The 23025-nt window shown below is 61.3% G+C and carries 18 protein-coding genes; 8 read left to right on the top strand and 10 right to left on the bottom strand.

The annotated features are described in order from the left end of the window. Positions 1-4 precede the first annotated feature (4 nt). Positions 5-952, top strand: coding sequence for a FecR domain-containing protein (locus Q7F16_RS18120; RefSeq protein ID WP_204127519.1), 948 nt, complete (start codon positions 5-7; stop codon positions 950-952). Between the two features lie 108 nt (positions 953-1060). Beyond that, entirely contained in the window at positions 1061-3400 is a 2340-nt protein-coding gene (gene fecA / locus Q7F16_RS18125) for a TonB-dependent Fe(3+) dicitrate receptor FecA (protein WP_014340117.1), read from the top strand. A gap of 85 nt (positions 3401-3485) precedes the next feature. Here the strand turns inward: fecA and Q7F16_RS18130 are convergent, their stop codons facing one another. After that, positions 3486-3896 carry an HPF/RaiA family ribosome-associated protein gene (locus tag Q7F16_RS18130; RefSeq protein ID WP_014340118.1) on the bottom strand — a complete coding sequence of 137 codons (411 nt, stop codon included), beginning with the start codon at positions 3894-3896 and terminating at the stop codon, positions 3486-3488. A 510-nt stretch (positions 3897-4406) separates the two neighbouring features. Here Q7F16_RS18130 and Q7F16_RS18135 point away from each other — a divergent pair. Further along, a complete protein-coding gene (locus Q7F16_RS18135) occupies positions 4407-4724 on the top strand; it encodes a DUF3509 domain-containing protein (protein WP_014340119.1) in 318 nt (105 codons plus the stop codon). On the opposite strand, the gene Q7F16_RS18140 is transcribed toward Q7F16_RS18135, so the two are convergent. Continuing rightward, positions 4721-5221, bottom strand: coding sequence for a phosphate-starvation-inducible protein PsiE (locus Q7F16_RS18140; RefSeq protein ID WP_014340120.1), 501 nt, complete (start codon positions 5219-5221; stop codon positions 4721-4723). The genes Q7F16_RS18135 and Q7F16_RS18140 overlap by 4 nt on opposite strands. A gap of 306 nt (positions 5222-5527) precedes the next feature. Here Q7F16_RS18140 and Q7F16_RS18145 point away from each other — a divergent pair, with 306 nt between their 5' ends. After that, complete coding sequence (locus Q7F16_RS18145) at positions 5528-5788, top strand: YebG family protein (protein ID WP_014340121.1); 261 nt, start codon at positions 5528-5530, stop codon at positions 5786-5788. Between the two features lie 67 nt (positions 5789-5855). On the opposite strand, the gene Q7F16_RS18150 is transcribed toward Q7F16_RS18145, so the two are convergent. Next, positions 5856-7247: an aminotransferase-like domain-containing protein gene (locus Q7F16_RS18150; protein WP_003205412.1), complete on the bottom strand. Its 1392-nt coding sequence runs from the start codon at positions 7245-7247 to the stop codon at positions 5856-5858. A 342-nt stretch (positions 7248-7589) separates the two neighbouring features. Here Q7F16_RS18150 and Q7F16_RS18155 point away from each other — a divergent pair, with 342 nt between their 5' ends. Beyond that, complete coding sequence (locus Q7F16_RS18155) at positions 7590-8795, top strand: benzoate/H(+) symporter BenE family transporter (RefSeq protein WP_409556144.1); 1206 nt, start codon at positions 7590-7592, stop codon at positions 8793-8795. Between the two features lie 128 nt (positions 8796-8923). Beyond that, complete coding sequence (gene glyA, locus Q7F16_RS18160) at positions 8924-10162, top strand: serine hydroxymethyltransferase (RefSeq protein WP_409556145.1); 1239 nt, start codon at positions 8924-8926, stop codon at positions 10160-10162. Between the two features lie 138 nt (positions 10163-10300). On the opposite strand, the gene Q7F16_RS18165 is transcribed toward glyA, so the two are convergent. Beyond that, positions 10301-11320, bottom strand: coding sequence for a Glu/Leu/Phe/Val dehydrogenase family protein (locus Q7F16_RS18165; protein WP_018604214.1), 1020 nt, complete (start codon positions 11318-11320; stop codon positions 10301-10303). A gap of 187 nt (positions 11321-11507) precedes the next feature. On the opposite strand from Q7F16_RS18165, the gene Q7F16_RS18170 reads away from it, so the two are divergent. Continuing rightward, positions 11508-12311 carry a SirB1 family protein gene (locus tag Q7F16_RS18170; RefSeq protein ID WP_014340129.1) on the top strand — a complete coding sequence of 268 codons (804 nt, stop codon included), beginning with the start codon at positions 11508-11510 and terminating at the stop codon, positions 12309-12311. Positions 12312-12451: 140 nt separating this feature from the next. Here the strand turns inward: Q7F16_RS18170 and maiA are convergent, their stop codons facing one another. From maiA to hmgA, 3 genes are read right to left on the bottom strand one after another with little or no spacing between them, the layout of a single operon-like run. After that, the gene (gene maiA, locus Q7F16_RS18175; RefSeq protein WP_046063574.1) at positions 12452-13090 is read right to left on the bottom strand and encodes a maleylacetoacetate isomerase; all 639 of its coding nucleotides are present in this window, start codon (positions 13088-13090) and stop codon (positions 12452-12454) included. A gap of 10 nt (positions 13091-13100) precedes the next feature. Beyond that, positions 13101-14405, bottom strand: coding sequence for a fumarylacetoacetase (fahA, locus tag Q7F16_RS18180; protein ID WP_409556146.1), 1305 nt, complete (start codon positions 14403-14405; stop codon positions 13101-13103). A 3-nt stretch (positions 14406-14408) separates the two neighbouring features. After that, on the bottom strand, positions 14409-15713 hold the full coding sequence (gene hmgA, locus Q7F16_RS18185) for a homogentisate 1,2-dioxygenase (protein WP_409556147.1): 1305 nt from the start codon (positions 15711-15713) through the stop codon (positions 14409-14411). 152 nt (positions 15714-15865) lie between these two features. On the opposite strand from hmgA, the gene Q7F16_RS18190 reads away from it, so the two are divergent. Next, a complete protein-coding gene (locus tag Q7F16_RS18190; RefSeq protein WP_046063571.1) occupies positions 15866-16663 on the top strand; it encodes an IclR family transcriptional regulator in 798 nt (265 codons plus the stop codon). Between the two features lie 62 nt (positions 16664-16725). Here the strand turns inward: Q7F16_RS18190 and Q7F16_RS18195 are convergent, their stop codons facing one another. From Q7F16_RS18195 to Q7F16_RS18205, 3 genes are all read right to left on the bottom strand, one after another. Beyond that, positions 16726-19275 (bottom strand): helix-turn-helix transcriptional regulator, encoded by a 2550-nt coding sequence (locus tag Q7F16_RS18195; RefSeq protein ID WP_409556148.1) that lies wholly within the window; start codon positions 19273-19275, stop codon positions 16726-16728. A gap of 298 nt (positions 19276-19573) precedes the next feature. Further along, on the bottom strand, positions 19574-20941 hold the full coding sequence (locus Q7F16_RS18200; RefSeq protein ID WP_046063569.1) for a DUF1329 domain-containing protein: 1368 nt from the start codon (positions 20939-20941) through the stop codon (positions 19574-19576). 22 nt (positions 20942-20963) lie between these two features. Next, positions 20964-22757 (bottom strand): DUF1302 domain-containing protein, encoded by a 1794-nt coding sequence (locus Q7F16_RS18205; protein WP_046063568.1) that lies wholly within the window; start codon positions 22755-22757, stop codon positions 20964-20966. Positions 22758-23025: the final 268 nt, after the last annotated feature.

Below are 23025 nucleotides of genomic sequence, written 5' to 3' on the forward strand. Positions count from 1 at the left end.
GCCGATGCACAGCGCGCCGAATGTCAGCGCGCAAGTCGCGGAACAAGCCGTGCACTGGTTTCTGGAGATGCAGCAAGGCCCTCTCGATACGCGCCAGCAGCAAGCCTGGGAGCAGTGGCTCAATGCTCATAGCGAACATCGCCGGGCCTGGGAGCATATCCAGCGGGTCAATCAGCGGCTGCGCAGTGTGTCCTCTCCGTTAGCTCATGCGACCCTCAATGCACCGAAGTCCGCTGCTCGGCGTCGGGCACTCAAGATGTTGCTGGTGCTTGGCGCTGGCTCAGCGTTGACCTGGGGCCTGCGTGAACGCCAATTGCTGCCACCCTTGATGGCCGATTTTCGCAGCCCGGTGGGCGAACGGCGGCGCCTGACGCTGGATGACGGCAGCCAGTTGCAGCTCAACAGTGGCAGCGCGGTAGACATCCGCTTCGACGCTCAGCGTCGCTTGATCCGCCTGCTGGAGGGGGAATTGTTGTTGACGGCTGCCCGGGCCCCTCGGCCCCTGCAAGTGCTGACCGCCCATGGGCTGCTGGAAAGCCGCAATGCCCGATTCAACGTACGCGAGTATCCGGGCCACACCCAGGTGGCAGTGTTTGAAGGCGAAGTAGACATTCATAACCGACACGGCCCGGCATTGTTGCTGGCGACATCACGGCAATTGAGCCTTGGCATCAACGGCGCCGGGCCCGCCACGGCGCTGGATGCCAATAGCGGCGCCTGGACGGAAGGCATGCTGATAGCAGCGCACATGCGCCTGGCGGATTTTCTCGACGAGCTCGGCCGCTACCGACGCGGCCAATTGCGCTGCGACGAAGCGGTTGCCAACCTTCTGGTCTCTGGCACTTATCCGTTGGACAACAGCGAACGAATCCTCGATCTGCTGGAAGTCAGCCTGCCAGTAACAGTGCGCCGCTTTACCCGCTATTGGGTCTCGGTCGAGGCTCGCGCTTGAACCTTGGCCGCCCACCTGAAAAAAGTGATGCGCCAGTGAGCCGTTTTCCACACCTCGGGTGACAGAGAAGGAAAGCACTTCGATACAACCTTCTCGGGATTCTCATCCATGTCGCAGCAATCCACCCGTCTCACCCCGCTCGCCCGTACCGCGCGTCAATTGCTCCTGGGGGCCAGCTTGAGTTTCGTCGCACTGCCTCCCGCGCAGGCGGCAGATGCCAAGGCCTATCACATCGCGCCGTCGTCACTGGAAAATGCCCTCAATCAGTTCGGACGCGAGGCCGGGGTGTTGATTTCCTTCGGCTCGCAGACGACCGCAGGCCTGCAAAGTCGCGGTCTGGAAGGCAACTACAGCCCGGAGCAAGGGCTGAGCGCGCTGCTCGAAGGCACAGGCCTGCAAGCCCGGCCCGAGGGAGACAACGCCTTCAGCCTGCAACCGGCCGCCAGCACCGCGCTGGAAATCGGCACCACCACCGTGGTCGGTGACTGGCTCGGCGATGCTGCGCAAGCCAATGTATTCGAACACCCCGGAGCCCGTGACGTCATCCGTCGTGAGACGTTCGAACGCCAGGGCGCGACCCAGGCGCGGGATGTGCTCAATCGCATTCCCGGCGTCAACGCACCGGAAAACAACGGAACTGGCAGCCATGACATGGCGCTGAACTTTGGTATCCGCGGGCTCAATCCACGCCTGGCCTCACGCTCCACGGTGCTGATGGACGGCATCCCGGTGCCTTTCGCACCGTACGGCCAACCACAGCTATCGTTCGCGCCGGTCAGCATGGGCAACATGGATGCGGTGGATGTCGTGCGCGGCGGCGGCGCGGTGCGCTACGGTCCGCAGAACGTCGGCGGCGTGGTCAACTTCGTGACGCGGGCGATTCCCGATACGCCGACGGTAAAGGGCGGTTTCCAGACCGAGACCAGCCCGTCCTCCAGCCATGACGGCTTCAAGACGTCCTCCAACCTGCTGGCCGGCGGCACCGCCGACAACGGCCTTGGCGGCGCCCTGTTGTACTCCGGCACCCGCGGCGGCGACTGGCGCGAACACAGCGACACGCAAATTGACGACCTGATCCTCAAGGGCAATTACCAGCTGGACGAGGCCAACAGTTTCAACGCCATGGCCCAGTACTACGAAGGTGAAGCCGACATGCCCGGCGGTCTGAATGTGGCCGACTACGACGCCAACCCGTATCAATCCACGCGTCCGAACGACCGCTTCTGGGGGCGTCGCACCCTGGTCAATTTCGGGTACCGCTACCAACAGGACCGTCGAGAATTCACCGCCAGCACCTTCTTCACCAAGACCTTGCGCAGCGGCTACCTGGACCAGGGCACCTTCCTGTCCCTGTCGCCGCGCGAATATTGGGTCCGCGGCCTGGAAACCCGTTTCGCCCAGGGTTTTGACATTGGTCCGACCAGCCATGAGGTTGGCGTCGGCTATCGCTACATCAACGAGGCCGGCCACGAACTGCGTTACCGCACGCCGATCGCCAGCAACGAATTGCCGACAACCTCCAGCCGCAACGATCGTGATACGCGTGGCGGCACTGAGGCCAACGCATTTTTCATCGATGACCGGATCGACATCGGCAAATGGACCATAACGCCGGGTGTTCGCTACGAAATGATCGAATCGCAGCAGACGAACAATTTGACGAATGTGAAGTACAAGGGCGACTACAACACTGCCCTGCCAGCACTGAACGTACTGTATCACCTGACCGACGAGTGGAATCTGTATGCCAATACCGAAGGTTCGTTCGGCAGTGTGCAGTACAGCCAGATGCCCAACCGTGTCAGCAGCGGCGAAGTGAAGCCGGAAAAGGCCCGCACCTGGGAACTGGGCACCCGCTATGACAATGGCAACCTGCGGGCGGAAATCGGCGCGTTTCTGATCAACTTCGACAACCAGTACGAAAGCAACCAGACCAACGACTCGGTGATCGCCCGAGGCGAGACCCGCCACCAGGGCATCGAAACCAGCATCAATTACGCCCTCGACGACCTGAGCCCGGCGCTGGCCGGTTTTGACGTGTATGCCACCTATGCTTTCGTCGATGCCACCATTCGTGAAGATGGACCGAACAAAGGCAACCGTGTGCCATTCTCCTCGAAGCACAAAGGCACACTGGGCGTGGGTTACACGGACGGGCCGTGGAAGCTGAACCTGGACAGCACCTATCAGAGCGCGCAGTTTGCCGACAACGCCAATACCCGCGCCGAAAGCGCCGACGGCAGTACCGGCAATATCCCAGGCTATATGCTGTTCAGCAGCCGCGCCGCCTATGATTTCGGCCCGAAACTGTCGGACCTGAACGTGGCTGTGGGCTTGAAGAACATCTTCAATACCCAGTACTTCACCCGTTCGTTCGATGACAACAACCGGGGCAAGTATGTCGGTGAGCCGCGCACGTTGTATGTGCAGACATCCGTGGCCTTCTGATTCAGGACCACGTAGGACCGCTGAAACAAGACGGGCCTGCGATTGCAGGCCCGTCTGTTCGGTGAGTAAGTTTAAGTGATCGCGCTTAGCCGTTGAGTGCGGCCCGTTCGTTCTCCAGGAATTCTTCTTCCAGCATGGCATCAGCCAGGGCAATCGACTCGGTCGGACCGTTGACGGCGGCGCGCTTGACGCGCAGTTTGCCAAACAAATGCTCCAGGGCATTTTCAAGTTTGCTCGCCGCGCCTTCGATCGCCAGTTCCAGCGATTCGGCCTTGTGCGTCACGGAAATAGGCTGATGGCCCTTCGGCCGTGCTTCAAGCTGGCAACGCAGATCATGGGGACCGGGCTTGTCGCCGTTCTCGTCCCGCAAATGAACCTCGACCCGTGTCAGGTCCTCTTCATAACGTTCGAGCGTGCTTTCGATGGTAGTACGTACCCACTCCTCCAGTCGGATGCTGCTTTGAATATGGTTATCGCTGTTGACTTGGATTTGCATAGTTCATCCCTTATTTCAGCTAGCTCGCCGGGGGCCGTCGACGTTGATGCAACGGCCCCTTGAATACAGAGTCGGGCTGGCGGAAGAACAATTCAACCCCTGGAAAAAGATAAATATTCATACGCAAATAAAGCCAGACAACGGGCAAAAGCGCTGTTAATGTCGGGAGTTGCCCCTGCCCTGCCTACCCAGCTCAAATCGTCGCCCCCGCCTGCACCGTCAACGAACATCCGCGCGTTATTGCCCCGAAACGGGCAGCGGCCATAGCCGCATTCCAGAGCGTCCGGCGCTTAGGCTCCGGGATCATTGTCCGACAGTTTTTCCGGCATGCCACTTGCTAACTCCCTGTAGGAGCTGCAGCAGGCTGCGATCTTTTGATCCTGAGGCCTGCCTGGCCCCCAGGAATCTTGAGATGAACACGATCATGGAATGGCCGATGGTCTGGTGTTGCGAACTAATCCCGATCACGGCCGGTCAACAACTGCACGTTCAATCAGGCGGTGACGCATCATGGACAACCCTTTTCAGATCATTACCGACGCTTTTGCGCCGCATTATCAAATCAACCTGAGTATCCAGGGCCTGGATGGCAGCATCATGCTGACGCTGTCCAAGAGCGGGCGCGTCGTCGCCAAACGCATGATCAGCGCCCAGCAGCGCAACGACCCGGAGCGGCTCAAGCGCCTGGTGCAAAGCATTCAGTTCGGGATCGCCATCGAGCAGGGCCACAGTGCCGTGGCCATCCTCGAAGCCATGACTGGCGGTGACAACATCAAGCTGCCACCACCGCACGCCCAGGGGCCGGCGTCCTCGGCCGTCGGGATTTAGATTTCTCCTTTCTCCACTTCGGCATGCTCGCTGGTACCCGCGCCGACCTTGCGGTGCGGGTGCTCGATCTTCACCGAAGGGAACTGCGACGAAGCGTAGCGCACCACCAGGATCGAAAACGCCAGCAGCAAGATGCCACCGCACAGGTAGATGATCCCCAGGTCTGGCGGACTGTGGTGGGAGACGTTGGAAATCAGCAACCGCGTCAGCGCCGTGATTGCCACGTAGATCAGAAACCGTACCGGCATGTGGTTGGTCTTGAAGTAGATACCGACCATCGCCCCCAATTCCAGATAGATAAACAGCAGCAGAATGTCATCGATCTTGATGTGTCCTGCTTCGATCATCTGCAAGAATTCCATCACCGCCGCCCACGCGGTCACCGCACCGATGGCGAACAGCGCCAGGTAGTGGAAGGTCTCGACGAACAGGTTTCCCAGGGACTCGGCCAGTTGATGAACGTTCTGGCGCAGGTTCTCGGCCCAGTTGATTTTCACGATGTAGTTTCCTTAGGTCGACTCGACCGGATGATGCGGGTTGGACGTGACGGTTGTTCTGCATGCAGAAAAAAGGCCAGCGACTGAGGGTGAGATGGCGATAGGCTGGTATCCGGCACTTTGGAGAGTTTCATACGGCCTGATCGCGAGCAAGCTTTGCCCCCACACAAGCTTTGCCCTCACATGCCGAAATCGGTCTACATTAAAAAGCCACTATCCAAAGCTGGAGGATTCGCTTATTCTTTTGCCTGTATATAAATACAGTAGTCACAAAGACAACCAATGTGAAGGCATGTGAGGTGGTGAATGGCCGTCGAAGTGGTATACCGCAGCAGCCGAGATCTGGAGCGCTTGTTCATGGATAAAGCCGAAGCTGACCGTCATGACAAAATGCTGGAACTCGCCGAATTGCTGGCAGAGGTGTTGCAAAAAGCCGTTCCATCGCTGAGCGAGAAACAGGTCGAGGAGGCCGGGATCTACATGGCGAAGAATCGTGATGTGTTCGCCAAGGCATTCAAGAGCCAACCGGACGCCTTATCCGAACTGCTCAATCCGTCGGACGAATAACTAAAAAAGATCGCAGCCTTCGGCAGCGCCTACACCACGTAGGCGCTGCCGAAGGCTGCGATCTTTTTCAGTAATAACGACGTGGGTCTGAATCGATCAGGCTGGCCAGCTTGGTCAGGGCGAACCGCAGTTCGTCCTGGCTGGTGGGGGACATCAACACCAGCCGCACGCACCGAGTGGTACCTGAACGCTCAGCCTGGAACTGGGTGCCGCTGAGCACCAGTACGCCGTTGGCCCGGGCGAGCATGGTGAACTCGTCGCTGGTCCATGGCTCCGGCAGCGTCAACCAGACGTGATAGGAATATGGCTGGGTCTTGAGCTCGAAATTGGCAAAGATTTCCCGGGCAATGGCTTGCCGCCCCGCCGCCTCGTTGCGCTGGATGCGGATCAGTTTCTTGTCCAGGCCTTCGGTAATTACATTGCTGGCCAACTGTGCGGTCAACGGCGACGGCATCCAGACACTGCTGCGCACCATCGAGGTCAGGCGCGACAGCAATTTAGGCGGGCTGTAGATGTAACCGACGCGAAGCGCCGGCATGACCGATTTCGACAGGCTGGTCAGGTACACCGAACGGTCCGGCGCAAAAGCCGACAGTGGCTTGATCGACGGATCGGTGGCCAGAAAGCCATAGATGTCATCGTCCAGGATGATGAAGTCGAACTCCTCGGCAAGCGCGGCGATCTGGGCCCGACGTTTCTGCGACATGATCGCCGCCGTCGGGTTCTGGCAGGTCGCCACGCAGACCAGCATCGCCGGCTTCTCGCGCAGGCACAGTTCGCGCAAGGCTTCCGGAATGATGCCCTCGTCATCCATCGGCACGCCACGCAGGCGGCGCTCCAGGCCATGGGCCAGGGAAATGATGCCGGGGTAGCAAAGCGCTTCGCAGAGCACCAGGTCGCCAGCGTTGGTCAGGGCGCTCATCGCGACCATCAAGCCATGCTGGGCCCCTGCGGTGATCACCACTTGCTGCCATTGCGCGTCGGGCAATGAATGACGCAACCATTGCGCCCCCGCCTCGCGATGCGCCGGGTGCCCGCCATCCGGCGCGTAATCCAGTGCGCGCGCGAAATCGGTGCTTTTTGCCATGCCCACCAGCGCGCCGCGCAACCAGTACTCCAGGGTTTCGCTGTAGGGCTTGATGATCGAAAGATCGAGCAGTTCGGATTGCCCCAGGTTCAGCGGCGCGGAGGCGCTGTTGCTGGCCGGCAGTTCCAGTTGCTTCTGGTTGAGCACGTACGTGCCACGTCCCACTTCCCCCTGCACCAACCGACGCCGATGAGCCTCGCTATAGGCCCGGCTGATGGTGCCCGGCGTGACATTCAAGGTGGTGGCCAGCTCCCGCAAGGTCGGCAGGCGATCGCCCTCGTTCAGCACGCCGTTGTTGATATCGCGCGCCAACGCATCGGCAATCGACAAATACATCGGCTGGCTGAACTCGCTTAGCTGGGGAACCCACATGAATGATCACTGCCCATCGTAGAAATGATGAATATCCGAGCATATCACATGGAGGTTAGGCAACTAATAATTCGACACAATCGACACATTGAATCGATTGATACGATTATTGAATCGTTTCTCAATGCGACATGAAGAAATCTTTACAAGAAATAATATTATTAAAAATCAAATAGTTAATTCATAAAAACCACAAAAACAGCCCGCCATGGCAGAAAAATATCTCGTAACAATCCCGCTCCCTATTGAATCAACTCAATTCATTCAAATACACTGATCTGGAATCGAAGCAATCGACTCAATCATTCACTGCGCGCTCCTGTCGCGCCAAGTCGAGACATCATGGACACATTCAGAAAGGATCTATCCCTGTCGGCGGTCATCGCGGGCTTCATCGCCGTGATCATTTCCTATGCCGGCCCGCTCATCATCGTGTTCCAGGCAGCCAAGGAAGCGCACCTGCCCGACGACGTGGTGTCTTCATGGATCTGGGCCATTTCCATCGGCAGCGGGATTACCGGCCTGTTCCTGAGCTGGCGCCTGCGTGTTCCGGTCATCACCGCGTGGTCGACACCGGGTGCAGCGTTACTGGTGTCGATGCTGCCCACCGTGACCCTGCCCCAGGCCATCGGTGCCTATGTGGTGGCGTCGGTGATCATCACGCTGGTCGGTTTGTCCGGCGCGTTCGACAAGCTGATGAGCCGCCTGCCCAAGGCCATTGCCGCCGCGATGCTCGCCGGGATCCTGTTCCGCTTCGGTGCCGAGCTGTTCACCTCGATCAAGCTGCAGCCGGCATTGGTGTTGGCGATGATCGCGGCATACCTGATCTTCAAGCGCTTTTCGCCACGCTACGCGATCCTGTCGGTGCTGATCGTCGGTTGCGCGGTGGCCGCCTCGTTCGGTGAACTCAATAGCACCTCGATCACCATCGCCGTGGCCCAGCCGGTCTTCATCGCCCCTGAATGGAACTGGCACGCAATCATCAACATCGGCCTGCCACTGGCGCTGGTGACCTTGACCGGCCAGTACGTGCCAGGCATGGCCGTGTTGCGCACCTCGGGCTACAACACGCCAGCGCGCTCGATCATTTCAGTCACCGCGATTGGCTCGATCCTGATGGCCCCGTTCGGTTCCCACGGTTTGAACCTGGCGGCCATTACCGCAGCGATCTGCACTGGCCGCGAAGCCCACGAAGACCGCGATAAACGCTACATGGCCGGGATCGCTTGCGGGGTGTTCTACATTCTGATGGGTACCTTTGGCGCCACCCTGGCCTCGGTGTTCTCCGCACTGCCGAAAGAATTGATCGCATCCCTCGCCGGCCTCGCCTTGTTTGGCGCGATCAGTGCCGGGCTGACCGGCGCCATGGCTGACGAGAAACAACGCGAAGCTGCCCTGATCACCTTTCTGGTGACAGCTTCGGGCATGAGCTTCCTCGGCCTGGCCGCCGCATTCTGGGGCCTGATCTTCGGCCTCGTGGCGCACTTCGTGCTGACCTACACCCGCGAACGCAAAGTCGCCGTTATCGCCGAGGGCAGCCGACCATGATCGCTCGATGCAACCAATCGAACGCCTGCCATCCACCAGCCTGACCGACTCGACTGAAGCCAGCCACGGGTGTTGCCACATTACGTGACTGCGCCACTGGCCGAAGCACTTACCCAAGGAATCACACCATGAGCCTGCACAATTTCGACCCCGCCATTGCCCGCCTGATCGACCGCGAGCGCAACCGCCAGGAAACCCACCTGGAGCTGATCGCTTCGGAAAACTATGTCAGCGAGGAAGTGCTCCAGGCCCAGGGTTCCGTGCTCACCAACAAATACGCCGAAGGCTATCCGGGCAAGCGTTACTACGGCGGCTGCAAGGTCGTCGATGAAATCGAGAACCTGGCCATCGAACGCGCTCGCAAGTTGTTCAACTGCGAATACGCCAACGTGCAGCCGCACTCCGGCTCCCAGGCCAACCAGGCGGTTTTCCTGGCGGTACTTGAACCCGGCGACACCATCCTGGGCATGTCCCTGGCCCATGGCGGCCACCTGACCCACGGCGCCTCGGTGAATTTTTCCGGCAAGATCTACCGGGCATTTTCCTATGGCCTGGACACGGAAACCGAAACCCTCGACTACGAAGAAATGGAAGCCCTGGCCAGGGAACACCGGCCGAAGATGATCATCGCCGGGGCCTCAGCCTATTCGCGGACCATCGACTTCCAGCGCTTTCGCAAGATCTGCGATGAAATCGGCGCCTACCTGATGGTGGACATGGCGCACTACGCCGGGTTGATCGCTGCTGGCGTGTACCCGTCGCCGGTTGGCATCGCCGACTTCATCACCTCTACCACCCACAAGACCTTGCGCGGCCCGCGCGGCGGTCTGATCCTGGCCAAGGCGCAATATGCCGCCCTGCTCGACAAGACGATTTTCCCGGTGTACCAGGGCGGCCCGCTGATGCACGTCATCGCCGCCAAGGCCGTGGCATTCAACGAAGCCTTGAGCGACGGGTTCAAGCATTACCAGCAGCGGGTGATCGACAACGCCCGCGTCATGGCCGACGTCCTGACCCGACGCGGCTTGCGGGTGGTGTCCGGCGGTACCGACTGCCACATGTTCCTGCTCGATCTGCGCTCGATGAACATCACCGGCAAAGACGCCGAGGCGCTGCTGGAAAGTGCCCACATCACCCTGAACAAAAACGCGATCCCCAACGATCCGCAGAAACCGGCCATCACCAGCGGCATTCGCATCGGCACGCCGGCACTGACCACGCGCGGCTTTGGCGAAGCGGAATGTGCCGAAGTGGCGAACTTGATCGCCGACCTGCTGGAACAGCCGGACAACGCGGCGTGTCTGGAAAACACCCGACGCCGAGTGATGCATCTGTGCGAGTGCTTTCCGGTGTATCTGTTGAGGTAATTGCAGCTGTGGGAGCAAAGCTTGCTCGCGATGAACGATGACTCGGTTAGCCTGAACAGTCGCGGCGCCTGCATCGCGGGCAAGCCTTGCTCCCACAGATAGGCTGCTTCACTGCTACCCATTACTTCCTTTTGATTTTCAGCGGTACAACAAACGCTCCGCCAGCTCATCGGCCACCCGGGCCGGTGAGCGCTTCTCCGCCTGGGCATGGGCAAAGACTTCCGTGAGCCGGGCACCGATCTTCGACAAATGCGCAGTGATCGTCGACAGTTCTTCGCCGCGATGCTTCAGCGCGACGTAGATCAGCCCGCCGGAGTTGATCACGTAATCCGGCGCATAGAGAATTCCACGTCTTTCCAACTGGTCGGCCACTTGCAGGTTGCTCAACTGATTATGGGCCGAGCCGGCAACGGCCGAGCAGCGCAGTTGCGCCACGCTTTGGCTGTTGAGCACCCCACCCAGCCCGCAGGGGGCAAGGATGTCGCAGGGCGTGCTGAGCAACGCGTCGTTGGCGATCGGATGGGCGCCCAGTTGCTCCATCGCCAATTGCACCTTGCCGGGATCGATGTCACTGACCAGCAGTTCGGCACCCGCCGCGTGCAGTTGTTCGGCCAGGGCATAACCGACATTGCCCAGGCCTTGGATCGCTACCCGCAGGCTTTCGAGGTTATCGCTGCCCAGACGGGCCATGGCGGTGGCACGGATACCGGCAAAAACCCCCATTGCCGCATGGGGCGCGGGGTCTCCCGAGGCCGTGGTACTGGTGACATGACGAGTCTGCTGGGCGATGCAATCCATGTCGGCCACCGACGTGCCGCTGTCGATGGCCGTGATGTAGCGCCCGTCCAATTGCTCGATACAACGGCCGAAGGCTTCGAACAGCGCCGCCCGACTCTCGACATGGGCCGGACGCATGATCACCGCCACCCCGCCGCCCACGGGCAAGCCGGCCAGCGCCGCCTTGTAGCTCATGCCCTGGGCCAGGCGCACGGCATCGACCACGGCACTTTCGTCGTCGGGGTAGGCAAGGTAACGACAGCCCCCCAGGGCGGGCCCCGGACGACTGCAATGAATGGCAATCACCGCCTTCAACCCGGTTGCCGGGTCTACGCTTAGGTGCAGCGATTCAAGGCGGGAGCTTTGCATGAGAGCAAACATCGAAAGGCTCCCGAATCACTTTTGTTTGTTTCGCCAGTATAGGCGTGCAGTCGAAATTTGCTGGAGCACGCAGGAATAAGTCGCCGGGGTGGTCAGTCTTTTTCGGCATAACCTGTTACAGCCTCTTTCCGAGACTGGACGAAAATCCATGGCAGGGCTAAAACGGGAGCATAGCCCGGAGAGTTTGATGAAACCGCGCCAAGCCTTTTTTGATTGTCTGCACCGCTCGCCACCGGCGCTGTTCGAAGCGGCGCTGTGGATCGCTGCCGAACATGATCGCGAAGTCGACGTACCGGCCTTGCTGAAGGATTTCAAGGAGCTGCAACAGCGGGTCAGCCATGGCCTGCCGATGCTGCCTGTCAGCGAACTGGGCCAGCCCTTGCTGCGACGGCTCAATGACTTGGGCTTCGCCCAGGACGACTTCACGCCTCTGCGACCACGAGCGGCGTTGCTGGACAAAGTCCTGGCACGCAAACGCGGGCAACCCCTGGCCCTCGGCCTGATTGCCCTGGAACTGGCCCGAGGCCTGGAAATTCCGATGGTCGGTGTCAATTTCCCCGGGCATTTCCTGTTGAAGGTACCCGGTGCCGATCACCTGCTCGATCCGTGCGGTGGCCGCCGGTTGTACCCCAATGACTGCCGGGAACTGCTACAGCGCCAATACGGCGCGAACATGCCGCTCAAGGCTGAGCACCTGGTCAACGCCGAGCCGATGCAGATGCTGCAGCGCCTGTCGCGCAACCTGCGTCAACTGCATCTGGCGAACGACGATTACATCGCGGCCCTGATCGACGCCGAACGGGTACTGGAACTGGGCAACGCCAGCGCCGCCGACTACCTGGCCCGCGCCAGCCTGTATCAGCGACTCGATTGCCCCAACGCCGAACGCTTCGACCTGGAGCATGCCCTGATGCTCAGCGACGATCCGATCCAGCGGATCCGGCTGACGGAGCGGCTGGGGCATTTGCCGCCGAATTCGGTTGTGCATTGAGCGGTTGCAGGTGGTTAAATCGCTATCGCGAGCAAGCTCGCTCCCACAGTTGATCGCATTGAACTCAGGTTTTGTGCTTGTCACAGTCCAATGTGGGAGCGAGCTTGCTCGCGATAGCGGTGCAACGGCCTACATCAATGTCAGGCCGGGGTATCCGGCTGCTTCGCCGGGTGCGCCTGCTGGAACGCCACATGCCCGGTCGCCAAGGCCGCGACGCGACGGATCCGCGGATACGCCAGCAACGAAACATTGAACCGCTCGGCGGCGTACAACTGCGGGATCAGGTACACATCCGCCAGCCCCGGCACTGCACCGAAGCAATAGCCGTCGTCGCCAATCAACTGCTCCACCGCCGCCAACCCCTGGCTGATCCACTGCCCGATCCACTCCGTCACCTGCGTTTCATCGTGGCCCCACTGCCGCAGTTTGTTGAGCACGCTGACATTGTGCAGGGGGTGAATGTCGCAACCGATCAGCGCGGCGACGCCACGCTCATGGGCGCGCACCGCCAGGTCTGTGCTGAGCAGCGGCACCTGTGGATAACGTTCCTCCAGGTATTCGATGATGGCGGGCGATTGCACCAGCAGCGCGCCCTCATCGGTACGCAACGCCGGCACCCGGCCCTGGGGGTTGATCGCCAGGTAGGCCGGCTGGCGATGCTCGCCCCCAGGCGCAGCGATCAGGTTGACGGGCAAGGCCTGATAATCCAGGCCCTTGAGCGCCAACGCAATGCGCACCCGATAGGACGAGGTGGAGCGGTAATAGGTATAGAGTTCCATGCGCTGCCCCTCAACGCGCCGGCAGGATCTTGCCCCGGCACTCGCCGAAGCCGATGGACGCGAAACCCTCGCGGCGGCAACGGGCCCGCAAGATGATTTCGTCACCGTCCTCGAGGAATCGGCGCACTTCGCCAGACGCCAGTTCGATCGGTTTTTTACCGCCTTCGGTGATTTCCAGCAGGCTGCCGAATTGATGGCTTTCAGGGCCCGACAAGGTGCCCGAGCCAAACAGGTCGCCGGCCTGCAACTGGCAACCGTTGACACTGTGGTGCGCAACCATTTGAGCCACGGTCCAGTACATGTACTGGGTGTTGCTCAGGGTCAGGCGCTGGGCCGGCAGGTTTTGCTCGCCCATGGCCTCGGTCAGCAACAGGACTTCCAGTTCGATGTCGAAGGCACCGCCGGCCTGGTCACGCTTGTCCAGCAGATACGGCAGCGGTTGCGGATCGCCTTCCGGGCGTGCCGGTTGCGGGCGACGGAACGGTTCCAGGGCCTCAGCCGTCACCACCCATGGCGAAATACTGGTCAGGAAACTCTTCGACAGAAATGGTCCCAAGGGCTGGTATTCCCACGCCTGGATATCCCGGGCCGACCAGTCGTTGAGCAGGCAGAACCCGCCGATGTGCTCGGCGGCATCGCCGATGGGGATCGGTTCGCCCAGGGCATTGCCCTTGCCGATCCAGATGCCCAGTTCCAGCTCATAGTCCAGCCGCGCACACGGGCCGAAGGTCGGCTCGGCCTGGCCCGCTGGCAGGGTCTGGCCCTTGGGACGGCGCACGTCGGTGCCGGACGGGCGAATGGTCGAGGCGCGACCGTGGTAACCGATAGGGACGTATTTGTAGTTGGGCAGCAACGGATTGTCGGGGCGGAACAGCTTGCCGACATTCTGCGCGTGCTCGATACCGACGTAGAAGTCGGTGTAGTCGTTGATCCTGGCCGGCAAGTGCATCTGGCAGTCGGTCGCAAGGAGCAGCAATTTCGCGCCCTGGGCTTCGACCTTGCCCCTCAGGGGACTGTCCTCGCGCAGCAGTTCCAGCAGTCGTTCACGCAGGGCAACCCGGGCGCCTCGGCCCAGGTCGAAAAACCCATTCAACTGGCCGTCGGCCATGGCCTCGACAGCTTGGCGTGCCGCGCCGTCAAACAAGCCCGCGTGCAGCGCCGCCTGCAGATCGAAAATCCGCTCGCCAATCGCCACGCCGCTACGCAGGGCACCGCCATCGACACTGAAGATACCCAATGGCAGGTTCTGCAACGGGAAGTCCGCATGGCCGTTGGCACAGGCGACCCAGCTACGGGCAGGGGAAAGTTGAGTCATGGGTTATCTCCGGGTCGGGTCGAACGTGACAGGCAGCGAGGCCCAACATGCATCGTAGTCGGTTTGCAGTTGCGGGCAGTCCAGGGCGAAACGGCTGGGACGCAACACCTGGCTGGTCTCGAACATGAACGCCATGGTGTTGTCGATTTTCGCCGGCTGAAGATCGGCGTTGATCGCCTTGGTACAGGTCTCGCCGTCCGGGCCATGGGCACTCATGCAGCTGTGCAAGGACGCGCCGCCCGGCAGGAAACCTTCGGCCTTGGCATCGTAGGCGCCCTGGATCAGGCCCATGAATTCGTTCATCAGGTTGCGGTGGAACCACGGTGGACGGAAGGTTTTTTCCGCCACCATCCAGCGTGGCGGGAAGATCACGAAATCGAGGTTGGCCAGGCCGTGGACGCTGGTGGGCGAGGTCAACACGGTGAAAATCGACGGGTCCGGGTGATCGAAGCTGACCGTGCCAATGGTGTTGAAGCGGCGCAGATCATATTTATACGGCACGTTGTTGCCATGCCAGGCCACCACGTCGAGGGGCGAATGATCCAGCTCGCAACCCCACAACTCACCGAGGAATTTCTGCACCAGCGGGGTCGGTTGCGCGAGGTTTTCGTAATGGGCGACCGGCGTCAGGAAGTCCCGCGGGTTCGCCAGGCCATTGCTGCCGATTGGCCCCAGGTCCGGCAGGCGTAGCGGCGCGCCATGGTTTTCGGCGAGGTAACCCCGGGCCTGCGGGTCGAGCAGTTCAATGCGGAATTTCAGGCCCCGGGGCAGCACGACGATTTCCAGCGGTGCCAGTTCCAGCACGCCCAACTCGGTGGCGATCCGCAGCCGTCCCAGTTGCGGCACGATCAGCCACTCACCGTCGGCATTGAAAAATACTCGGTCCATGGAGCGGTTGGCCCGGTACTGATAAAGGCTGATGCCGGCCGGTTTGTCCGCACCGGCATTGGCCGCCATGCACACCAGCCCGTCGATGAAATCGGTGGGCTCGGCGGGGATCTCCAGCGGGTTCCAACGCAGGCGATTGGGCGTGACGTCGCCCAATGGGCCGCCCGCCAATTGCCGTTCGAGCTTGGTGAAGGCCGGATGATTGGCCGACGGCCGGATGCGATACATCCAGGTACGCCGCGCTTCACTGCGAGCCATGGTGAACGCCGTGCCGGAGAACAACTCGGCATAGAGACCGTACGGGGCTTTCTGTGGCGAGTTCTGGCCGACGGGCAGTGCGCCAGGCAATGCCTCGCTGGCAAATTCGTTGCCCAAGCCTGATTGGTAAGCCAGGTCCGACGCTGGGGAATCGAGGTTCATGGAGCCCTCCTGGAATGCGGCCCGTCACTCAACGGAGTGGTTGAGGCGCACCGGGTTATTTTTATCGTAATTCAATTACGCATAACGTAATTTGCTCGACAGCGACCGTCAAGCTATAAAGACGCCCATTCGCCTCTGGACCCTGCGCCTCCATGGAAACCCCGCTCAGCAACGGTAAACAGAAAGTTCGCTCGGCCGAAGTCGGCACCGACATCCTCAAGGCCCTGGCCGAACTGTCGCCCTCCACGTCGCTGTCGCGGCTGGCCGAACACGTGCAAATGCCGGCGAGCAAGGTTCATCGGTATCTGCAGGCCTTGATCGCCAGCGGGTTTGCCGAGCAGAACGCCGCCACCAACCACTATGGCCTGGGCCGCGAGGCCCTGCGCGTAGGCCTGGCTGCGCTCAACGGCATGGACGTGCTGCAAGTGGCCGCCCTGCCCCTGGCCGAACTGCGCGACGACTTGAACGAAACCTGCTTCCTGGCGGTGTGGGGCAACCATGGTGCGACCGTGGTGCGCATCGAACCCGCCGTGCGGGCCGTGACCGTGGTGACGCAACTGGGCTCGGTATTGCCACTGCTCAGCTCGTCCACCGGGCTGGTATTCAGCGCTTATCTGCCGGCTCGCGAGACCATCGGCTTGCGCGAGCAGGAAGTACAAGGCACCGAGCGCCACGCCCTCGCCGACGACCGCGTCTATGCCGCCCTGTGCGAGCAGATCCGCAGTCGCGGCCTGCACCATGTGCATGGCTTGCTGATGCCGGGGGTGGATGCCTTGTCCGCTCCGGTATTCAATGCCGTCGGCGAGGTGAAGGCCGTGATGACCATCGTTGGTCCGACCTCGCTGTTCCATGCCGACGAAAACGGCCCGGCGGCGCAACGCCTGTTGGCGGCGACCCGGGCCGTGAGTTGGCGGATGGGGTATGAAGCGAGTCCAGGATCAGCCCAGTAAATCCGGGACAATCCTGATCACTAAATCATTGAGATGAGGGTGATAAGTTGCCGATGGGGACATTAGCCCATCACCCCCATGACCTTGGCTTTTGCCACCGCCTGCGTACGCCGCTGCACGCCCAACTTGCTGTGGATTCGCCGCGAATGGGTTTTCACCGTGTGCAACGATATGAACAGCTTTTCGGCAATCTGTTGGTTTGAATGACCTTGCGCAATCAGCTCCAGGACCTCCAGTTCGCGATGACTGAGCAAGGTGTCCTCGGCGCAGGCAGGCAGCTCGACCGGCTCTGCCGATTGTGCCCAGCGCACCAGCTCGGGCTGGCGCAAGCGCAGCTCGCACAAGGCTTGCTGGGCCCGCCAGCAAGTGACTCGCTGGAGCCCCTCTTGCAGGAGTGTCCGGGCCTGGGAACGATCGCCGGACAACCAGACAACCTCCGTCAACACCAGGTGCAGTTCGGTTTCCAGGCTGTGCATTTCACTCTGCTGTGCCCGGGTGATCATGGCTTGCAGGCACGCCTGCGGCTCCTGTGCCCGTTGCAGGTAGACCTCGGCCAGCACCAGCAGGTATTCAAGCCGCGCAATCAACTCCAGGGTCGCGGGAGGCGCGTGCTTGGCCTGCGGCCCGCGAAAATGGCGCAAGACGCGGGTCAAGGCTTCATGGGCCAGTTCCGCCCGCCCCTGTTGCAACCAGAACTGGCAGCTGGTTTGCAGCAACACGCCACGGTAAACGGTGTCGGGGATGTGCCGCTGCTGCATGATCCGCTCGGCATCGCGCAGCTGCATGAAGGCCTCGCCATAGTCGCCCTGGTTGGCAGCCAGGCTGGCTTTGCCGAGAAATCCGTAGAGCACCTGTTTGTCCAGGCTGTGCAGGCCCGTTTCCAGACCCGTTTGAAACTGCTCGGCGGCCCGTTCCTCGAAGCCCATGCGCAATGCCAGGCGCCCGCGCCGCAGGGCAATACGTCCCAACAACGGGGAAAAATCCTGGCCCGGTTTATCCAGCAGCGCCTGAACGGCGGCCAGCAGATGATCTGCTCGGTGAGGCGCGCCACGTTGCTCCAGGACTTGGGCGTGGTCCAGTTCCAGCAATCCTTCGAATACCAGCGAGCCTTGCGCACGCGCCAGGCACAGTGCCTGGCGGTTGATCCATTGCGCAGAGGCCAGTTCGCCTGCAAGCAGCGCCTGCTGCGTCAGCCCTCCCAGGCACAGCACCCGCTGGGCCCAGGCGTCGGGGTCCAGACTGGCCTGGGCCTGGAGAAAATGCTCGCGCGCCGGTTCACCATTGCCCGAGAGGTGCAACAACCAGCCCTGCAAGACCAGCCACCTGGCCAGCACCTGCCGCTGCCGACAGGCCGAAGGCTGCGGCAGGAACCGGGCCAGTTGCTCAATGCATGTCGATGCCTCGTCGAAGCGTCCGGCGAACAACAGCGCAGCGGTGACCAACCCCACCGATTGCGGCGTACCGAGGGTCAGCGCTTCGCCTTGTTGATCGTGCAAGCCCAGCAACAGCACCACGTTGCGGCGCTGCAAGACGTGCTCGAAGCTCAGATGCTGCAAGAAACTCACGGCAGTCTCGAACTCCTCGGCCAACATGGCTTGCTCGAACGCCATTTGCCAGTCCTGCTCGGCAGCAAACCACTGACAGGCCCGTCGATGCCAGGAACGTCCCTGGGACCAGGGCTCTTCGCGTACCAGTCGGGCCAGGGCCGGGAAGATCTGCAACCAGTCCGAGGTCTGCTCCCACGGCTCGATGAAACACCCCAGCTCCAGCAACAGCGGCAGGCATTGCGCGCCCACGGTGTCGCCGAACAGGTGCTCACACAACCGGGCATTGAAGCGCGGCAGATGCGCCAGTACACGCCAGGCCTGCGCCAGATCCGGGGTCAGGGTGCTGAACAGTTCGTACTCCAAGTAGTCGAGCAAGGTCCCCGGCCGTCCTGGCGTCGCATGACTGCGCGCCCATTCGCAGCGCGAAAGCAAGGTGATGCGCACCCCGGCACACCAGCCACCGTTGCGCTGAATCACCTCGCGGGCGGTGCGGGCAGCCTGGGGGCCGGGCAGATGACGAAGCAGTGGCTGGATATCGTCAGGGGTGAAGAACAACGCCTGCGCATCAAACTCGTGCAGCTCGTCATCAAGCAACAGCCGCGGCCAGTTGCAGTGGGGACGGCGGCGGCCATTCAACCACAGGTGCAACGCCGGACTGCTGGTGTTCAACAGACGGTCGAGCAACTGGTCCAGTTCGGGATTCGGCGCCCGGCAGTAATCATCCAGGAACAACCATGTGGGGGTTTGCAAACGCGCCAGGTGGGCCAGCAGTCCCGCTTCGTCCAGCAGGGGCAGCCCGAGGGCCTGCGCCAGGTGCTCGCACATTTGCGCCGCGCTCAACGCCGCGCCCCCCAGTGGCAACCAATGCAGCCGACAGTCGGTGGGGGCCTGCAGGAAGCACTCGGCGAACAACGCACTCTTGCCACTGCCCGCTGGCGCGCAGAGCAGTTTTACCCGCGCTTCGGACGTCAGCAGCGGCTCACTCAGGGACCGCCGAGGCAGATGCGTCGAGGACAGGCGCGGCAGCAATCCTGGACGGTCTGGACACGGGGTCATGGCGGTCATGGGGGGAAATCCTGTTTATTGTTATCTCACCACCCTAGTCCTGTGTCGCCGAGCTTTGGAGAAGTATTCAGCGCGCTGATTGGCGCCCATAAAAAAACGACCGGCAGGAGCGCTGCCGGTCGATCACGATTATCAAGTCAGGCACAACCTTGCGGGGAAAGGATTCTCTGTGGGAGCAAGGCTTGCCCGCGATGAACGATAACGCGGGCAAGCTTTCAGACCGCGGGGCGGCCATCGGGGCAAGCCTTGCTCCCACAGATAAATCCCTTCGCCACAGTTATCTTTCCAACAGCCAGACTTATCGAACCCCCTCCGAACGCAGCGCCGCCGGCGTGTAGTCGGCTGCCTTGGCTTCGAAACCGTATTGGTAGCTGTGTTTCTCTTCGTTCTTCATCCCCAACGCAATGTAGCGACCGGCGATGATGTCGTAGAGCGCCTCGAGGGTGTAGCCCGGGTTCTGATGGTCATAGTAGAACTGGGCATGACCTTCGGCCACCCGCCACAGTTGGCCGCGACCGTCGTAGTGATCCACCAGCGCCGCCTGCCAGCTGTCCTCGTCGAAGTACATGTGGCGCTTGGCATAAATGTGCCGCTCGCTTGGCTTGACCGTACCTTCCACTTCCCAGACCCGGTGCAATTCATAACGGGTCAGGTCCTGGTTGATGTGGCCGGCCTTGACCACATCGTCGTACTTGAGGCTTGGCGAATCGAGCTTGTAGCTGTTGTACGGGATGTACATTTCCTTCTTGCCGATCAGCTTCCAGTCGTAACGGTCCGGCGCGCCGGAAAACAGGTCGAAGTTGTCGGAGGTGCGCAACCCGTCGGCGGCGGTGCCCGGGCCGTCGTAGGCCACTTGCGGGGCGCGACGCACACGGCGTTGGCCGGCGTTGTAGATCCAGGCCAGACGCGGTTCCTTCACTTGGTCGAGGGTCTCATGCACCAGCAGCACGTTACCGGCCAGTCGTGCCGGAGCGGTGACCGACTGCTTGAAATAGGTCAGCACGTTGCTGGCCTTTTCCGGGTCGGCGTCCTTGATCAGGAACGGCACGGCGATTTCTTCTTCGAAGCGGATCGGCGTGAAGCTGCCATTGGTTTGCGGCGTGACCTGGGTGATGACCCGGCGCAGGTTGCCACCGTGATAACGGGTGACGTGGTTCCACAGCACTTCCACGCCGTTCTTCGGAATCGGAAAGGCGTAGTAGCGGTTGCCGGTGAAATTGGACAGGCCGTTACCGTCGTTGATGGACGTGACGTTGAGGGCGCTACGCTTGGCCGACTCGTAGATTTCCGGCGGCAGGCCAACGCTTCGATGGGTCGGGTAGACCGGGATCTTGTAGGTTTGCGGGTAGCGCTTGAACATCGCGACCTGGCCTTCGGACAGCTTGTCCTTGTACTTGTCCACGGTCGCGGCGGTAATGGTGAACAGCGGTTTTTCATTGGCGAACGGGTCAGCCAAAAAGCCCTTGCTGTCCACGGCCCCGGCGTTTTTCGCAATGCCGCCGGTCCAGGCCGGAATCGAGCCATCGGCATTGCCGGCTTTTTCCGCGCCCAACGGCGTCAGGCTGGTGCCCAGTTTGTTCGCTTCATCCGGCGAGACCGCCGCCATCACGTTCACGGCCAGCAGGCTCAAGGCCAGGGCACCGCATTGCAGGATCATCTTGCGCATTGGGTTTTCCTTGTCAGCCAGATCAGAAGTTCACGCCGAAGCTCAACGCGAGAAAGTCGCGGTCTTCGAGAACGTTGTAATCGCCGCCAAAAAAGTCGGTGTAGCTGAGGCTGGCGGTGTAGGTGTTGCGGTAATCGGCATCGACACCGAGGCTGACGGCCTTGGCGCCTTCGTTGAACAAGCCGTTGGGTCCGTAGCCAGCCACGTCATGGGACCAGGACACGTTGGGCTTGAAGTTCACCCCGCCGATAACGTTGGAGTAGTCGAGAATCGCCCGGGCACGATAGCCCCAGGAGGTAGAAGTGACGAAGCCATCGGTGTCGCCGTTGAAGCCGTACTGGCCGTAGACCGAATCGCGGCCGTAACGCAGCTTGTCCTTGGATTCCAGGCCACCGACATGCACCACCGCCGCCTCGCCCACCAGGGTCAGGCGATCGGCACCCAGCACCTGATCGAAGAAGTGCGTCAGGGTGCTCTGGACCTGGGTCACTTCCTTGCGCCGGTAACCGGTGTTATCCGCACCCGGCGTGGTCGCAATAGGCGACGCCGCGCCACCGGCAATCGGGTTGACCAGGGCCAGGGTCAGGTCGTTGGTATTGACCTGCACAGGTGCGTTGGGGCGGTAGCTGACTTCCCCGGTCCACGCGGTACCGGTGGGCAACGTCGTGGAGAAACTGGCGCCGTACAGGCGGATATCTTCCGGGTATTCAAGGTAATACTGACCGCGTCCCAGCATCACGCTTTGCGCCAGGCCCGCACCGCTGCCGGGGGCCAGGCCGTTGGCGATCGCGACCATTCCCGGCAACGCCGCCAGAGTCGAGAGTCCCGCCGTGGTGGTCCCGACGGTAGGCGTACGGCTGTGGTAGTTCATGAAGTACAGGCCGTACTCGGTGTCATCGCCGAGCCAACGCAACGCCGTGCCCCACTGGCCGGAATCGCGGGCGTCGCGGTCGCCGCCACGAGGAATGATCACTCCTTCGCTGGAGACCTGGATCTCCTGGCCGAATGCCTGGGTCAATGGCACGAACGGCGCAATCGCCGGGCTGCCCACGGTGTAGCCACTGGTGCAGCCATCGGCCACCACGTCATTGCCGAAGAACGTACCGCAGTTATCAACAACCGTCTGGTCCCACTCCAGTTGGTAGAACCCTTCGATGGTCAGCTTGTCAGTCAAACCCTGGGAGGCGAACAGCATGTTCACCGGGATCAGGCCTTCCTTGATCTCCGCACCGGGGCGACGGAACGCGGACACGTCCACCGGGTTGATGCTGTTGATGGAGTTGCCGATGAAGGTACTTTCCCCCCAACTGACCACCTGCTTACCGGCGCGCACAGTGCCCGGCAAATCGGCGATGGAATAGTTGTGATAGACGAAGGCATCGAGAATCTGCGCCCCCGAGGACTTGGCGCCTTCCTTGCGATTGCTGTCGCTGATGTCCTTGAACGGACGGCTCTCGTCCTTGAGTTCGAAGTCATACCAGTACTTGCCGCGCACGAACACGCCGGTATCGCCGTACTTGAGTTCGAGGTCGTGCAGGCCTTTGAAGATTTTGGAAAAGGTCTCGCCTTTCTTGAAGTTCTGCCGCCCATCGTCACCGGTGGAGGACTGGCCCGTACCGCCGTTGACCGTGCCGATCAGGTCCTTGTCGGCGTCGCGCATGCCCCAGCTCGCGCCCACGGACAGCGACGAATCGAACTGACCCTCGATCTCGCCAATGTTGAATGAAACGGCCTGCGCCTGGGCACAGCAACCCAAGGCCACCGCGACGGCCAGCGCCTGCGGCTTGAAGATGGCGCGCATTGTTATTGTTGTCATGCGTCTTCCCCGGTGAGTGACAGAGGCTTCACCCTACTGCCGCACGCCATGGGCGATAAGCGCACCAAGGAGGTATTCGCGCTGTACCTAAAAAGGATTACAGCCCATGCGGCGTGGGCCTTTGCGCCGTGCATGGATGGACTGGATGATGAGCTATCAGCGCCGCGCATACTCATGCCCGGCCTTCGACTGTTACGCGCCCTGCAACGGTGCATGTCCGGATCCGGGCTGTTTCCCGCAAGGCTCGATGCCTATGCTGGCCGGGCTT

It is taken from the genome of Pseudomonas sp. Lb2C2, assembly GCF_052112205.1.
GTDB classification, from domain to species: Bacteria; Pseudomonadota; Gammaproteobacteria; order Pseudomonadales; family Pseudomonadaceae; genus Aquipseudomonas; species Aquipseudomonas kilonensis.

What these genes read in the sequence shown, in the direction of transcription:
- Q7F16_RS18165 (WP_018604214.1), bottom strand. Translation starts at nt 11,320, where the DNA reads ATGTTTGCTCTCATGCAAAGCTCCCGCCTTGAATCGCTGCACCTAAGC.
- Q7F16_RS18190 (WP_046063571.1), top strand. Translation starts at nt 15,866, where the DNA reads ATGGAAACCCCGCTCAGCAACGGTAAACAGAAAGTTCGCTCGGCCGAA.
- Q7F16_RS18170 (WP_014340129.1), top strand. Translation starts at nt 11,508, where the DNA reads ATGAAACCGCGCCAAGCCTTTTTTGATTGTCTGCACCGCTCGCCACCG.
- Q7F16_RS18145 (WP_014340121.1), top strand. Translation starts at nt 5,528, where the DNA reads ATGGCCGTCGAAGTGGTATACCGCAGCAGCCGAGATCTGGAGCGCTTG.
- Q7F16_RS18150 (WP_003205412.1), bottom strand. Translation starts at nt 7,247, where the DNA reads ATGTGGGTTCCCCAGCTAAGCGAGTTCAGCCAGCCGATGTATTTGTCG.
- Q7F16_RS18195 (WP_409556148.1), bottom strand. Translation starts at nt 19,275, where the DNA reads ATGACCGCCATGACCCCGTGTCCAGACCGTCCAGGATTGCTGCCGCGC.
- Q7F16_RS18130 (WP_014340118.1), bottom strand. Translation starts at nt 3,896, where the DNA reads ATGCAAATCCAAGTCAACAGCGATAACCATATTCAAAGCAGCATCCGA.
- fecA (WP_014340117.1), top strand. Translation starts at nt 1,061, where the DNA reads ATGTCGCAGCAATCCACCCGTCTCACCCCGCTCGCCCGTACCGCGCGT.
- Q7F16_RS18205 (WP_046063568.1), bottom strand. Translation starts at nt 22,757, where the DNA reads ATGACAACAATAACAATGCGCGCCATCTTCAAGCCGCAGGCGCTGGCC.
- hmgA (WP_409556147.1), bottom strand. Translation starts at nt 15,713, where the DNA reads ATGAACCTCGATTCCCCAGCGTCGGACCTGGCTTACCAATCAGGCTTG.
- Q7F16_RS18135 (WP_014340119.1), top strand. Translation starts at nt 4,407, where the DNA reads ATGGACAACCCTTTTCAGATCATTACCGACGCTTTTGCGCCGCATTAT.
- Q7F16_RS18200 (WP_046063569.1), bottom strand. Translation starts at nt 20,941, where the DNA reads ATGCGCAAGATGATCCTGCAATGCGGTGCCCTGGCCTTGAGCCTGCTG.
- Q7F16_RS18155 (WP_409556144.1), top strand. Translation starts at nt 7,590, where the DNA reads ATGGACACATTCAGAAAGGATCTATCCCTGTCGGCGGTCATCGCGGGC.
- glyA (WP_409556145.1), top strand. Translation starts at nt 8,924, where the DNA reads ATGAGCCTGCACAATTTCGACCCCGCCATTGCCCGCCTGATCGACCGC.
- maiA (WP_046063574.1), bottom strand. Translation starts at nt 13,090, where the DNA reads ATGGAACTCTATACCTATTACCGCTCCACCTCGTCCTATCGGGTGCGC.
- Q7F16_RS18120 (WP_204127519.1), top strand. Translation starts at nt 5, where the DNA reads ATGCACAGCGCGCCGAATGTCAGCGCGCAAGTCGCGGAACAAGCCGTG.
- fahA (WP_409556146.1), bottom strand. Translation starts at nt 14,405, where the DNA reads ATGACTCAACTTTCCCCTGCCCGTAGCTGGGTCGCCTGTGCCAACGGC.